The sequence below is a fragment of the Rhodoferax fermentans genome, from assembly GCF_002017865.1.
Classification (GTDB): Bacteria; Pseudomonadota; Gammaproteobacteria; order Burkholderiales; family Burkholderiaceae_C; genus Rhodoferax; species Rhodoferax fermentans.
On record NZ_MTJN01000002.1, the window covers coordinates 3,003,977 to 3,017,471 of the forward strand.

13 protein-coding genes are annotated in these 13,495 nt (G+C 58.4%); all 13 read left to right on the plus strand.

Translation table 11 applies throughout. The features are described 5' to 3' along the window. Positions 1–78 precede the first annotated feature (78 nt). The 13 genes from RF819_RS14065 (at position 79) to RF819_RS14125 (ending at position 13,467) form a co-directional block, all read left to right on the plus strand. Positions 79–3,042: a Tn3 family transposase gene (locus tag RF819_RS14065; RefSeq protein WP_078365553.1), complete on the plus strand. Its 2,964-nt coding sequence runs from the start codon at positions 79–81 to the stop codon at positions 3,040–3,042. Continuing rightward, positions 3,039–3,953: a tyrosine-type recombinase/integrase gene (locus RF819_RS14070; protein ID WP_420853880.1), complete on the plus strand. Its 915-nt coding sequence runs from the start codon at positions 3,039–3,041 to the stop codon at positions 3,951–3,953. Before RF819_RS14065 ends, RF819_RS14070 begins: the two co-directional genes overlap by 4 nt. A 331-nt stretch (positions 3,954–4,284) precedes the next feature. Continuing rightward, positions 4,285–4,677 carry a hypothetical protein gene (locus RF819_RS14075; protein ID WP_143541716.1) on the plus strand — a complete coding sequence of 131 codons (393 nt, stop codon included), beginning with the start codon at positions 4,285–4,287 and terminating at the stop codon, positions 4,675–4,677. A gap of 262 nt (positions 4,678–4,939) precedes the next feature. Beyond that, the gene (locus RF819_RS21350) at positions 4,940–5,140 is read left to right on the plus strand and encodes a hypothetical protein (RefSeq protein ID WP_158081285.1); all 201 of its coding nucleotides are present in this window, start codon (positions 4,940–4,942) and stop codon (positions 5,138–5,140) included. A gap of 343 nt (positions 5,141–5,483) precedes the next feature. Further along, complete coding sequence (locus RF819_RS14085; protein ID WP_078365557.1) at positions 5,484–5,705, plus strand: hypothetical protein; 222 nt, start codon at positions 5,484–5,486, stop codon at positions 5,703–5,705. 113 nt (positions 5,706–5,818) lie between these two features. After that, positions 5,819–6,358: a JAB domain-containing protein gene (locus RF819_RS14090; RefSeq protein WP_244899907.1), complete on the plus strand. Its 540-nt coding sequence runs from the start codon at positions 5,819–5,821 to the stop codon at positions 6,356–6,358. Between the two features lie 87 nt (positions 6,359–6,445). Further along, positions 6,446–7,111 (plus strand): hypothetical protein, encoded by a 666-nt coding sequence (locus RF819_RS14095; protein ID WP_078365559.1) that lies wholly within the window; start codon positions 6,446–6,448, stop codon positions 7,109–7,111. 50 nt (positions 7,112–7,161) lie between these two features. After that, positions 7,162–7,398 carry a helix-turn-helix transcriptional regulator gene (locus RF819_RS14100; RefSeq protein WP_078365560.1) on the plus strand — a complete coding sequence of 79 codons (237 nt, stop codon included), beginning with the start codon at positions 7,162–7,164 and terminating at the stop codon, positions 7,396–7,398. After that, the gene (locus RF819_RS14105; protein WP_078365561.1) at positions 7,395–7,745 is read left to right on the plus strand and encodes a hypothetical protein; all 351 of its coding nucleotides are present in this window, start codon (positions 7,395–7,397) and stop codon (positions 7,743–7,745) included. Before RF819_RS14100 ends, RF819_RS14105 begins: the two co-directional genes overlap by 4 nt. A 10-nt stretch (positions 7,746–7,755) precedes the next feature. Beyond that, positions 7,756–8,034, plus strand: coding sequence for a hypothetical protein (locus RF819_RS14110; protein ID WP_078365562.1), 279 nt, complete (start codon positions 7,756–7,758; stop codon positions 8,032–8,034). Positions 8,035–8,068: 34 nt separating this feature from the next. Beyond that, complete coding sequence (locus tag RF819_RS14115) at positions 8,069–10,210, plus strand: coiled-coil domain-containing protein (protein ID WP_078365563.1); 2,142 nt, start codon at positions 8,069–8,071, stop codon at positions 10,208–10,210. A gap of 2 nt (positions 10,211–10,212) precedes the next feature. Then, positions 10,213–10,518 (plus strand): hypothetical protein, encoded by a 306-nt coding sequence (locus tag RF819_RS14120; RefSeq protein WP_158081286.1) that lies wholly within the window; start codon positions 10,213–10,215, stop codon positions 10,516–10,518. A 24-nt stretch (positions 10,519–10,542) separates the two neighbouring features. Beyond that, positions 10,543–13,467: a DUF927 domain-containing protein gene (locus RF819_RS14125; protein ID WP_078365565.1), complete on the plus strand. Its 2,925-nt coding sequence runs from the start codon at positions 10,543–10,545 to the stop codon at positions 13,465–13,467. Positions 13,468–13,495: the final 28 nt, after the last annotated feature.

A 13,495-nucleotide genomic window follows, 5' to 3' on the forward strand; every position in this document is an offset into this window, starting at 1 on the left:
GGCATTTACGAACTGCCGCAGGAGCCGCAGCTCAGCCGCAGCGCCCCCACGTAACAGGCCAATCAGATATCAAGTCCGATGAGCAGCATCAACGAAACGGCCTACCCCCAACTGAGTTCGGAGATTGTCGAGAAAGAGCTGCTCGCTTTTTTTACGCCGACGCAGCAGGAACTTGGCTTCATTGCTGACGCATACCGCAGGACCACGACCCAGGCATTGATCGCCATCCAGCTCAAGGTGCTGCAGCGACTGGGCTATTTCATCACGCTCGTCAATGTCCCCAGGAACATCATTGAGCATGTCTGCAAGCACCTGCGCATCCCGGCGTTCCAGTCTCATTTATTGCGGAACTACGATTCGTCTGGCAGTAAGTCGATCCACCAGCGCCTGCTGCGGGAATATGTTGGGGTTCGTACTTTGGGTTCTGAGGGGCAGGCCTGGCTGGATGAGCAAGCATCCAAGGCAGCCAAGACCAAACAGGAGTTGCCAGACATCATCAATGTGCTTCTGGAGGAATTGCTCCATCACCGTTACGAATTGCCCGGCTTCGTGACATTGTCGCGCGCTGCAAACCGAGCCAGAACCAAGGTAAACGATGACATACACCGCCAAATCACGTCCACGCTGAATGACCAGCAACGTGGGCAAATTGATCGTCTGTTCATGACGCAAGCAGGGCGCAGCCAATGGGAACAGCTCAAACGCGAGCCCAAGCAACCAAATGTTCGAGAGGTTGTGAGCTTTCTGACGCATATTGAAGCCGTCCGCAAATTGGCCGACAGTCTGCCCAAGCCCGAGGATATCCCGGTCTCCAAGAGAACACAGTTCGTGCTCGAAGCCAGGGCCCTGAATGTGCGCGAGATGATGGCACTCAAGCCAATAAAGCGCTATGCACTGGCCGTCTTGCTCATTCACGCTCAGCTGCAAAAAGCCGTTGATGACATCGCGGATATCTTTATTCGATCCGTACGCAATATGCACAACGTTTCGCGGGAGCGTCTGAAAGAGTATCAGCTGGAACATGTCGCACAAGGGGAGTTGTTGATTGCACAGTTTCGCGACATGCTGACGGTCTTTGACGATGAAGCAGATGAGCCTGAATGCATTCAAAAAATGCGCACCGTGCTGGGCGATGATCCGGTCAAATGGATTGAGCGCTGCGATGAGCACATTGCTTTTGCTGGCAACAATTACTACCCCTTCATGCTCCAGCCATACCGCAGCAAACGGGCCTTGCTGTTCCAGTGCCTGGATGCGATGAAACTGAAGTCTTCGTCGACGGACGATAGTCTGTTAAGGGCCATCGCATGGGTTGCGCAATTTCGCTCCAGTCACAAGGAACACATACCTGCAAGCGTCGGGGCAGATTCAGTCAACCTTGATTGGCTGGTTGACAAGAAGTGGCGAACCTTAATTGAGGGCAAAGGTGCCCAACTCGGTCTGATGCATCGCAAGTATCTTGAGCTGTGCATATTTTCCCATGTGATGGAGGAACTGAAATCTGGTGACTTATATGTCCAAAACAGTGACCAGTTCGACGACTACCGGGAACACCTGGTGAGCTGGACGCAGTTCGAGGCGGAGGTGGCTGATTACGCAAGCATGGTTGGGCTACCGGTCGAGGGCGATGCACTTGTGACACAGCTCAAACAGCAGATGCTCGATGTCTCACAACGAGTGGATGATCGTTTCCCAGACAATGACCATGTTGCAATCACAGAGGCGGGCCTGCTTATTCGACGCACCGAAAGAGCGCCACCCCCAGAAGGCTTGCCCGAGATCGACCACGCCATCACGAATTCGATGGCCACCGCCAGCATCTTGGATGTCCTGACCGAGACAGAACGCTGGCTGGACTTACATAAACTTTTCGGGCCACTCTCTGGTTTCGAGGGCAAGGTGGATGATCCACGCAAGCGTTTTCTAACCACCTTGTTTTGCTATGGCTGCAACCTCGGGCCGACGCAGACGGCTCTATCTGTGAAGGGCCTTTCCAGAAAACAGGTTGCCTGGCTAAACCTGCACCACGTCACAGAAGAGCGGCTGGATAAGGCCATCTTCAAGGTGGTCAATGCCTACAACCGCTTTTCTCTGCCTCAGTATTGGGGAACAGGCAAAAGCGCATCGGCGGACGGCACCAAATGGAATGTTTATGAGCAAAACCTCATGTCCGAATACCATTTGCGCTATGGCGGCTACGGTGGGATTGGCTATTACCACGTGTCTGACATGTACATTGCGCTGTTTGGCAACTTCATCCCTTGTGGGGTATATGAGGCTGTCTACATTCTTGATGGTCTGGTCAAGAATGAGTCAGATATCCAGCCGGACATTTTGCACGGTGATACTCAGGCGCAGAGTGCGCCCGTGTTTGGGCTATCGCATTTGCTTGGCATAAAACTCATGCCCCGCATTCGCAACATCAAAGAATTGGTTTTCTTCAAGGCAGAGCCGACGATCCAATACCAGCACATTCAAAGCTTGTTTCGTGGCAACATCGACTGGGATTTGATCGCAGTTCACTACCGGGATATGTTGCGGGTGGCGGTGTCAATCAAGCTGGGCAAAATCACGCCGTCCATGATCCTGCGTAGATTGGGAACCTTCAGTCGGAAAAATAAGCTGTATTTCGCTTTCCGAGAACTTGGCCGGGCCATCCGTACAGTTTTCCTGCTCAATTACATCAACGACTTGGAGTTGCGACGCTCAATACACGCGGCAACCAATAAGAGCGAAGAGTTCAATCACTTCCTGAAATGGTTGTTCTTCGGTGGAGAAGGGGTGATTGCTGAAAACCTGAGACACGAGCAGCGCAAAGTCATCAAATACAGCCAGTTGGTGGCCAACATGGTCATTCTTCACAACGTGCAATGGATGTCGCGCAAACTCAAGGAGCTGCAGGCAGACGGCTACGAGGTGGGTGAGCCGATTCTCAAATCATTGTCACCATACCGCACAACGCATATCAACCGCTTTGGTGACTACACATTGGATTTGTCCAGGCCGATAGAACCTATCGACTACAAGATCAAATTCTCTTGAAAAACAATGGGTTAAGCCCATTTCTGCGAAATTTTCAGGAATCACGGCCGACCCTCGATCTGTTCCCCTGGATCGGTGATCGGCCCATTGCCGGAATTCATGCGATGGAGCTGCTGGCCGTGCTGCAAAAGGTAGAGGAACGCGGCGCAATAGAAACCGCTGACAGGGTTTTGATGCTGGCCCGCCAGATATGGGACTACTGGTTACCCGCTGCCAAAGTCCAGCAGCGCAACATCACTGAAGGCCTGAAGCGCCGATTGACCCCATACCGTGGCAAGACCTTTGCGGCCATTGTTGATCCGGTGCGTTTTGGTGACCTGCTGCGGGCCATCACTGGCTACAAAGGCGGGGGAATCGTGCGCACCGCCCTGCAGCTTGCGCCGCTGCTGTACCAACGCCCCGGCAATCTGCGCGAAATGGAATGGGCAGAGCTTGACCTAGAGGCGGCACTGTGGACCATCCCCAGCGCAAAGATGAAGCGCACCAAGCTGGAAAAAGAGCAGGGCGAGGCCCACACCGTGCCGCTGCCCACCCAGGCGGTTGACCTGTTGCGCAGCCTGCAGCCAGTCACCGGCCACGGGCGCTACGTGTTCCCCGGTGAGCGCAGCCACGACCGCCCCATATCTGACAACTCGGTGCGTAGCGCCTTGTATGCGCTGGGCTTTGGCAAGGACCAGACCTGGCACGGCCTGCGGGCCAGCGCTCGCACGATGATGGTCGACCAGTTGAACCTGGACCCCTTGGCCATTGAAGCCAACCTGGCGCACGCGGTCAAAGATGCCAACGGGCGCAGCTACAACCGCACCCAGTACCTCAAACAACGGTTCGAGCAGATCCAGGCCTGGGCCGACTACCTCGACAAGCTGCGCAAGGGGGCGGACGTGATCCCACTGCCCCAGCGGGCCGCCTGATACCCACACCCCGCACGTTTTGCCACGTTTCCAGGCTGCTACCCGCTGGAAAAGTGGGGACAGTGGGGGCAAACTGGCGAAACCCAACAACCATGCGGGTTTGCGGCGCTTTTGGCAGTGGGGACAAAGTGGGGTCAGAGTGGGGGCAAAGTGGGGACGTTTTTAGATGATGAAAGTGATTCAATCACTCTATCTATTCCCTTGCCCCCATGCCCAGCACCCACCCCGGCCCGCTGCGCACTTTGCCGGGCTATTGCAAACGCTACCGGATTTGAGCGCAAAGGGTTTTCCCCTTGGAACCAACCACCGGGCCGCGTTTTGTTGTGTGACTGTGCACAACCTCGATCAGCTGCGCACCGCCCGCCTTGAGCTGGTGGCCAGCGCCAGCACAGTGACCGCCCGCCTTGAGCTGGTGGCCAGCGCCAGCACAGTGACCGCCCGCCTTGAGCTGGTGGCCAGCGCCAGCACAGTGACCGCCCGCCTTGAGCTGGTGGCCAGCGCCAGCACAGTGACCGCCCGCCTTGAGCTGGTGGCCAGCGCCAGCACAGTGACCGCCCGCCTTGAGCTGGTGGCCAGCGCCAGCACAGTGACCGCCCGCCTTGAGCTGGTGGCCAGCGCCAGCACAGTGACCGCCCGCCTTGAGCTGGTGGCCAGCGCCAGCACAGTGACCGCCCGGCGCTGTGGCAGCACCTCGACCGGCGGCGCAGCGCCTGGCGTGAGCTGATGCCCCAGCGACAGCCCGTGAGCACCCGGCACTGATGCCCCAGCGACAGCCCGTGAGAGCCTGGCACTGATGCCCCCAACATGAGCGCACCAGGCACACCACACCGACCGCCCGGCGTGCCGTGGCACGGCGGCACCACTTCGACACGCTGCGCAGCGCCTGGCGTGAGCTGGTGGCCAGCGCCAGCCCCGTGAGCACCCGGCACTGATGCCCCCAGCGTCAGCACTGATGCCACCGGCACCGTGGCACCAGTGCCCGCATCTTGACCGCCCGGCGCTGTGGCAGCACCTCGACCGGCAGCGCAGCGCCTGGCGTGATCTGGTGGCCAGCGACAGCCCGTGAGCATCCGACACTGATGCCCCGCAGCGAGCGCACCAGGCGCAACACCGCGACCGCCCGGCCTGATCTGGAACACGCCTGCACCGTGGCACCACCCCGACACACAGCGCAGTGCCTGGCGTGATCTGGTGGCCAGCGCCAGCCCATGAGCACCCGGCACTGATGCCACAGCGCCAGCGATTTGACCGCCTGGCACCGTGGAACTGCGGCCCCGCTATCTGTCAAATCTGCCCCTGTGGATAACTTTTGCAGCGCCAGCATTCTGCCAACTGCTGAAAAAATAGGCATTGTGGATAAGGTTTACAAGTGCTTGAATTCATTGAATATTCCGTTAATTCGTACGAAAGTTATCATTTTGTATGATAGATACGACGGGTGTTATGTTAAGTAATTCGTACGTTATTAATATAAACGTACGAAATAGCGGATTTGTGCCACAATAAAACCCATCAAAAGGAACGCACAAAATGACACCTGAAGAATTTTCTGCGGCCCTGGCTGCGCTGCATTGGAAACAAACCGACTTTTGCCGCAAAACGGGCCTGAACAAGTCAACGCCTAGCAATTGGATGGTGCTGAAAACACCTATTCCGCCTTGGGTGGGTGCTTACCTTGGTGCCATGCTGGATTTGGCAGCCCTGCACCGCAAGTATCTGGAAACCCCCAAGGGTGGCACCGCCAGCGAGTGAAAACGCGAAGCCCCGGCGCGATTTGACCGGGGCAAAAAGGCGGCGGGGCGTGTGGTAGTGACACCCGCCCCGCCTGACCACCAACAATCGAGAGGCGATTGAAAATGGCTGCTGTGAACTCTACCGTAAAACCCCGCCGGGCCCGTCTTACCCGTGCCAAACTGGCTTCGTATGGCATTGATGCTGGCGCTGTGTCGTTCCGGCATGGCCTGAGCGTGTGCGAGCGTGGCGTGATCGATGAAGCGGTGAGCATCATTGAACGGTGCATCAAATCCAGCCCGGCGTTTGACACCCCGGACGCGGTTAAAGAATACCTTCAGCTCCAACTGGGAGCCGAACCGCATGAAATTTTTGGGGTGTTGTTCCTTGACGTGCAAAACCGCTTTATTGCTTTTGACCGCATGTTTCCAGGCACCCTGACACAAACCAGCGTTTACCCCCGCGAAGTCGTGTTGGCAGCGCTGGCGCATAAGGCATCCGGCGTGGTGCTGACCCACAATCACCCGAGCGGCAACGTAATGCCCAGCCGGGCCGATGAAATGCTGACGCGTACCCTTAAAACCACGCTGGCGCTGATTGATGTGCGTGTGTTGGATCACATAATTGTTGCGCCCGGCGAAGCCCTGAGCATGGCCGAGCGGGGGATGATGTAACGCTTGCAAGTTTTGCCCCGCCTACCCTGCGCCTGATCAGCAAGGGGGAAAAGTCGGACACCTTCACCGACCTGGCGGCGGCACCCAATGAAGGCTGTACCTGAAGGGGTGGCGATGATCCCGTACTTTGGCGATGATCCAAATCGCCGCTACAACGACGAAGAAAAAGAATTGAACATCCTTGACAGTGGTTGGGCTAAGTTTGCGCTTGGGTTGCGGATAGGCATACGTTATGGCCACAAGCAAGGGCAAGTCCATCTTCGGTCGCTGGCTGATATGAAGTCTGCTTTGGATGTTTGGCGTGTCCGTTTTGAGGGTGGCGATACGCTGGCGCTATTGCAGGCGATTCAGGTATGCGCTGAAGAAAATCTACCCTTACCAAGCTGGCTCGCTGTTGCCTTTTCTGAGGCAATGAATGATTTTTTGAAGCCTGGCGGCAAGCATTCATTGGATCTTGTTTTTTGCAGTCCAACCCTTCCGACCAATACCCCATCAAAGGCAGCAGCGGCAAAGCAAGACTGGGTGCTTGGGGGCCAACTTTGGCATGATTGTTGGCAATATGCCATCGATCATGAGGAAGTATTCAGCCTTGATGCAGTGCTTGATAGTGTTTTGGCGTCAAAAAGCTGGGGGGTGAAAAAGCGGAAAGCCCGAGACTTGGTTACAAGAGTTGACGAAAGCCAAGCACAACACTTACACAAACGCGAAAAACAACCCCTTGCACGGTTTTTAGAGAAACGGCGCAAAGCGTAGTCACAGCGGACCGCCGCGCATGAAATCGGGTTCCCAACGAAAGGAAACCCATGCAAACCCAAGCAAACACCCCCGCACCTTCACCAGAAACACTGCTGCGCCTTCCCGCTGTGGTGGCACGTGTTGGGCTTCAAAAGTCCGCGATTTACGAGATGATGAATCGCAAACCGCCCGCGTTTCCGCGTGCGTTGAAAATTTCCCGTAGAGCGGTAGTCTGGCCTGCATCGTCCATTGAAAAATGGATCGGTGAGCGCATCGCTGCGGCGGGGACCGAGGCTCAATCATGAGCCACGGCCCCGACTACCTCAAGGCCCAAGCCCTGAAGCTGGAGGCCCGGCAGCTCAAAAATGCCGCACAGCATCTTTACGCTGATTTTGAAGCCGCCGACGACTATTCAACTGAGGTCTACCTCAAGGTTTTTGATCATCTGGATATTGCGCTGCGTTTCGTGGCTGGCTTTGCCAAGGCCAACCGTTGTATGACAGCCGCGCAAGTCAAAAACTTGGATGAAATGCTGGCGTCTTTCCTTGATTTACACAGAGCGGCGGGGCGGTCTGAATCCATAAAAGACAGTCTGGTTTATCGCTTGGCTGACACGCTGGGGATATCAAGCAGCGAGCCACAGACACCTTGAGGCGGTGACCATGACGACACCACCCACAACCGACACCCGCCCGGCCCAAGCGGCCCGCGTTGCTGATTTTCTGGAGCTGAACCCCAACAGCACCGCCAAACAGATCGACGCCGCGTGCGATACGGGGTGCATCACAAAGGTGCTCTCTGAAATGCCCCGCCTGGGGTACGGCCTGGGCAAAGACTGGCAGTGCGTGACTTGCGCCAATGGCCAGAGCACACGGGATGTGCGCACGTACGTGCTCACTCACCGCCCAACAGCCCAGCCCGACCTATTCACAAACGCTTGAAGCGCCCGTTTCACCTATTTCCAAAGGACTCACCATGGCACTCGCCACCCTATCCATTGATCTTGTTGCCAAGATCGCCAAATTTGAAGACGACATGGGCAAGGCCGCCCGCGCTGGCGAGAAAACCGCACAGCGTATCAACGCAGCAATGAGCACCATGCAGGCCACACTTGCCCCCCTGGCGGCCGGTATCTCAGTGGCTGGCTTGGTCAACCTGGCTAAGTCCGCTATCGATAGCGTCGACGCCCTGAACGACCTCAAAGACGCCACAGGGGCCAGCATCGAGAACATCAGCGCCCTGGAGGATGTGGCCGCCCGCACCGGCACCAGCTGGGACACCGCCAGCGCTGGACTGATCAAGTTCAACAGCATTTTGAACAATGCAAAACCCGGAAGCGCCGCCGCCAAGTCGTTGGAGCAACTGGGCTTGAGTGTGGAAGACCTCAAGCGCCTTGACCCTGCAGAAGCCATGCGCCAGACCGCCGTGGCGCTATCTGGATTGAGCGACGAGGTTGCCTGGGGCCGCGTGGTGGAAGATCTATTCGGCAAATCCACCCGCGAGGTGGCAGCGTTTTTGAAAGATCTGGGAGAGCAAGGCAAACTGGTGGCCACCGTCACTACCCAACAGGCAGAAGAAGCTGAGAAGTTCAATAAACAACTCCTTTCGCTGCAAAAAAACGCGCAAGACGCGAGCCGATCTTTGGCGACATCTTTGCTTCCGACGTTGATTGAAACTAGCAGGGAAATGGCGGCAGGCTTGAAAGTCAGCGGTGGGTTATTTGATGCCACTTTGGCAATCGGCACAAGCAATCCATTCGCCACCGCCCACCAAAATTTGATTGACTACAAGCAGGATCTGGCAGACCTGCAAGAACAGCGTAAAAACATGACCGCCGTCGAGGCGGCGGTGCTTGGCAAGGCAACTGATTTGGCCATTGAACAGGCCCGCAAGCGGGTGGCCTACTACAAAGAACTTGACGACATGACCGCGCCCTATGTTGGCAACGCCGGACGGGGAAAGGTTAACCCAGACCTGCGTTTGACCAGCAATGCAGAGTTTGAGAAGTACCTTGAAAACCTGCAAAAGCAGATCGAAAAAACTCAAGAGCTGACGGCTGTGCAGCAGATCGGCATGGACATCAACGCGGGCCGCCTGGGGGCGCTGACCACCCAACAGCAGCAAAGCCTGATTGATGCGGCGATGCGGCTGGACAAGTTGAAAAAGGCCAACGAAAAGCCGCTGGAGGCCCCACAGTCTGATTTCAGTAAGTACCTCGAAAACTTGCAAAAGGCACTTGAAAAAAACCAAGAGTTGACCACCGTTCAACAGCTGGGCTACGACATCAACGCCGGGCGCCTGGGCAAGATGTCCACCGCCCAGCAAAACGAGCTGGTCAGCCTGGCGCAAAAGGTCGATATCACCAAGGCCCAGACAGAGGCCGAAAAAGAGCTGTCCAAAGCCTTGGCAGAGCGTCTGATGGCTGAGCAAGACACACTCAAGCAGCTTGACGATGAATTCGCCGCCATCATCAGCCAACTGACCGCCAACACCCCCACGGTCAAATTCAAGCAGCAACAAGATGACTTGGCCGCCCTGCAAGAAGCCTACGCACAGGGCCAGATCAGCGAACAGGTCTACGCTGAGGCGGTGGCAGAACGCTTTGACCTGAACAATGAAAAGATCAAAGAAACCAAGTCACTGGCGGAAGAGCTGGGCCTGACCTTCACCAGTGCCGCAGAAGATGCCATCGTGAATTGGAAAGGGTTAAGCGACGTCCTGGCGGGCCTTGAACAAGACATCTTGAGAATTGTCACCCGCAAAGTTATCACCGAGCCGCTCGGTAACTACATCAGCAGCAGCCTGGGCAGCTTGGGTAAGGCCGTTGGTTTGTCCAGCTTGTTCAGTTTTGACGGCGGCGGTTACACCGGGTCGGGCTCGCGCTCTGGCGGGCTGGATGGCAAGGGCGGGTTTTTGGCTGTGATGCATCCGCAAGAAACCGTCACTGACCACACCAAAGGCCAAAGCGCTGGCGGCGGCACCAGTGTTGTCAACAACTACAACTACAACTTCACCGTTGGTGATGTCGCCAGCGTCACCACAGTCAAGCAGGCCATTGCGGCCTCAGAGCGCCGGATAGCGGCCACCTACAACCGATCCAACACATACGGTGGCTAACCATGTCGACCAATTCAGACCAAAGCGGGGCGCAATCTATGAGTGCGCCCGCGTCGAACCACGCCCCGCTGTGTGTTGGCACCCTGCTATTTCTGGCGGGTGAGTTGTACGCAGTCCCTTGCAAGCTTTCCGAGCTCGACCAGGGGCGCATTCGGTGGGCGATAGCCTCACTGTTGAAGGCCGCCTATGCTGGCGGCTTCACGCAAGGCGACATTCTGGCCACGCTGCTGGCCCGCAAAGACACATCAAACCGTGTCATTGACCTGGCCACACAAGCCTTTCAAGCGGCTGATAGGTCTTTGAAGTGACCCGCCCCACCAGTTCACAACCCCATGAAAACAACAATAACCCCCGACCTGATCCGGGCCGCCCTGCAACACATCCCCGCGAACCTGCCCCGCGACGAATGGGCACGCGTGGGCATGGCCATCAAAAGCGAATTCCCAGATGAAACAGGCCGCGACCTGTTCACCGACTGGAGCGCTACAGCTGACGGCTTCGACCTCAAGGCCGCCCGGTCCACTTGGCAGAGCATCAAAGCAGGCGGCGGTGTGGCCATTGGCACACTGTTGCACCTGGCCAAGTCAAATGGCTTCACCCTGCCCAAGCCTGACCAGGCGCCAGCCCAGCCCGACCCCGCCACGGTGGCACGCCTGGCCAGCGAGCGAGTTGCCAGACAACAAGCCGACCAGGCACAGCAGCAGGCCGCCCACGAACACGCCGCCAGTGAAGCCGCGTTACTGTGGGAACAGGCCAGCGAGACAGGCGAAAGCGCCTACCTGACTCGCAAGGGCGTGAAGCCCTACGGCGTGCGCTTTGCGCCCGATGGCTGGCTGCTGGTGCCCTTGCGTGACAGCGCTGGCAAGTTGTGGAACCTGCAACGCATTGCACCCACCCGCCCGGCGGGCGGTGGCACTGACAAACTGTTTTTGAAGGGTGGCCGCAAGGCTGGACTGTTTCACTGGTGCGGTGATCCGACCGGGGCCGCTGCGCTGCTGATTTGCGAGGGTGTCGCTACTGGGTTAAGTATTTTTGAATGCACAGGCCGCCCCTGCGTTGTGGCTTTTGACGCGGGCAATTTGCTGCACGTGGCCAAATCCGTGCACCAGGCACACCCGGCGGCGCTGATCGTGATCTGTGGTGATGATGATGCAGCCACCCACGCCCGCACCGGGCGTAACCCGGGCCGCGAGAAAGCGACAGCGGCGGCCCGTGCGGTGGCTGGCCTGGCGGTGTTTCCAGAGCCGCTGCCTGATGGTGGCAGCGACTTCAACGACTTACACCAGGCCGCCGGATATGACGCGGTGGCCACCATCGTGAACCAGGCGATTGACTTCTACGAGCCGCCCCAGCCACCAGCCAAAATGCCCGCACAGTCAACGACCGCGCCCAAGCCTGCCAACGGTGCCCAGCGCAGCCAAGACAAGCCCAGCGGGGCGAATGCTGGCCCCGGTGCCACCCCTGGCGATGCTGACCGGGTTTATGACCCCTTCGTCATTGATGAAACGGGCGTGTGGTTCTGTGGTGCTGACCAGGACGGCAAACGCAAGCCGCCCGAATGGATCTGCAGCCCGTTGACGGTAGAGGCTTTCACTCGCGACCAGGACGGCGGCGGGTGGGGTTATTACCTGGCCTTCAATGACCCTCTGGGTGTGCAAAAGCACTGGGCCATGCCCGCCCGCATGTTGTCGGCAGACGGTGGCGAGTACCGCGCCACGCTGTTGAACATGGGTTTGCGCATTGGCACTACACCCCGCGCCCGTAACCTGTTGACCCAGTACCTGCAGAGCCGCCAGCCTGAAGAATTCGCCAGCTGTACCGACCGCATCGGCTGGCACGGTGCCGCCTTTGTGCTGCCCCGTGAAACAGTCACCAGTGGCACGGATGCCGAGCGCATTGTTTTCCAGTCAGACGCCCCGATTGAAAACACCTTCAAAGCCAAGGGCCCGCCCGAGCAATGGCGCGACAAGGTGGGGGCGCTGTGCGCTGGCAATTCCCGGCTGGTGTTTGCCGTAGCCTGCGCTTTTGCTGGGCCGCTGTTGCGCCCGGCGGGTATGGAGTCGGGCGGGTTCCACTACCGGGGCGACAGCTCCAGCGGAAAAACCACCGCCTTGAAGCTGGCCGCCAGCGTGTACGGCGGTGCCAACTACCTGCAACGCTGGCGAGCCACTGACAACGCCCTGGAGGCCATAGCCGCCCAACACTGTGACGGCCTGCTGATCCTGGATGAACTGGCACAGATCGACCCCAAGACGGCGGGCGAATGCGCCTACATGCTGGCCAACGAATCGGGCAAGGCCCGTGCTACCCGCACCGGCACACCCCGCGCCCGCCAGGCCTGGCGGTTGTTGTTCCTGTCCGCTGGTGAGTTGGGCCTGGCCGACCACATGGCAGAGGGCCAAAAGCGAACCCGCGTGGGGCAGGAAGTGCGCATGGTCGACATTGCCGCCGATGCAGGCGCTGGCCTGGGTGCGTTCGAGCAACTGCACAGCATGGCAGGCGGCGCCGCCTTTGCCAAACACATCACCGGGCAGGCCCAAAGCGTTTACGGCGCCCCGGGCCGTGCCTGGCTGCAATGGCTGGTGGACCATGCCGACACCCTCAAGGCCAGCATTCGCACCGCATCCAACACCCTGGCGGCGGCCATGATGCCAGCCAACGCCAGCGGGCAAGTGGAACGCGTGGGGGCACGCTTTGCGCTGGTGGGGGCAGCCGGTGAGCTGGCCACGGCGGCGGGGCTGACTGGCTGGCCAGCCGGTGAGAGCGAACGGGCCGCCCGTGCCTGCTTTGAATCCTGGCTATTGGGCCGGGGTGGCAGTGGTAACGGTGAGATCGTGGCCATGTTGCGACAGGTGCGCCGCTTTCTGGAAACGCACGGTGAGGGCCGCTTTGCCATGTGGCACCGGGGCAGCGATGACCACGCCCCCAAGACCCTGCAGCGTGCCGGTGTGCGGCGCATGTTGGACGCCGATGGCAACCCCATCAAGACCGACAGCGACCATCAGCGAGAGTACGGCGAACGGATGCCACCTGCCCTGGGTGAAGGCGTGTCGTTTGAATACTTCATCCTTGCTGAAAGCTTCAGGGGTGAGGTGTGCCAAGGCTTCGACTACAAGGCCGTTTCCCGCGTGCTGCTGGATAACGGCTGCCTGGCACCCGACAAGGGCCGGGCGTTTGACTGCAAGGCCCGCCTTCCTGGGCTGGGCAATTCCTGGTGCTACCGGGTGACACCCGCAATCTTTGAGCTTGATCTGTGAGCCGCAACAGCCCCGCGTGAGCGGGTGC

What these genes read in the sequence shown, in the direction of transcription:
- RF819_RS14100 (WP_078365560.1), top strand. Translation starts at nt 7,162, where the DNA reads ATGCAAACCCAAGCAAACACCCCCGCACCTTCACCAGAAACACTGCTG.
- RF819_RS14120 (WP_158081286.1), top strand. Translation starts at nt 10,213, where the DNA reads ATGTCGACCAATTCAGACCAAAGCGGGGCGCAATCTATGAGTGCGCCC.
- RF819_RS14105 (WP_078365561.1), top strand. Translation starts at nt 7,395, where the DNA reads ATGAGCCACGGCCCCGACTACCTCAAGGCCCAAGCCCTGAAGCTGGAG.
- RF819_RS14110 (WP_078365562.1), top strand. Translation starts at nt 7,756, where the DNA reads ATGACGACACCACCCACAACCGACACCCGCCCGGCCCAAGCGGCCCGC.
- RF819_RS14065 (WP_078365553.1), top strand. Translation starts at nt 79, where the DNA reads ATGAGCAGCATCAACGAAACGGCCTACCCCCAACTGAGTTCGGAGATT.
- RF819_RS14125 (WP_078365565.1), top strand. Translation starts at nt 10,543, where the DNA reads ATGAAAACAACAATAACCCCCGACCTGATCCGGGCCGCCCTGCAACAC.
- RF819_RS14085 (WP_078365557.1), top strand. Translation starts at nt 5,484, where the DNA reads ATGACACCTGAAGAATTTTCTGCGGCCCTGGCTGCGCTGCATTGGAAA.
- RF819_RS14095 (WP_078365559.1), top strand. Translation starts at nt 6,446, where the DNA reads ATGAAGGCTGTACCTGAAGGGGTGGCGATGATCCCGTACTTTGGCGAT.
- RF819_RS14115 (WP_078365563.1), top strand. Translation starts at nt 8,069, where the DNA reads ATGGCACTCGCCACCCTATCCATTGATCTTGTTGCCAAGATCGCCAAA.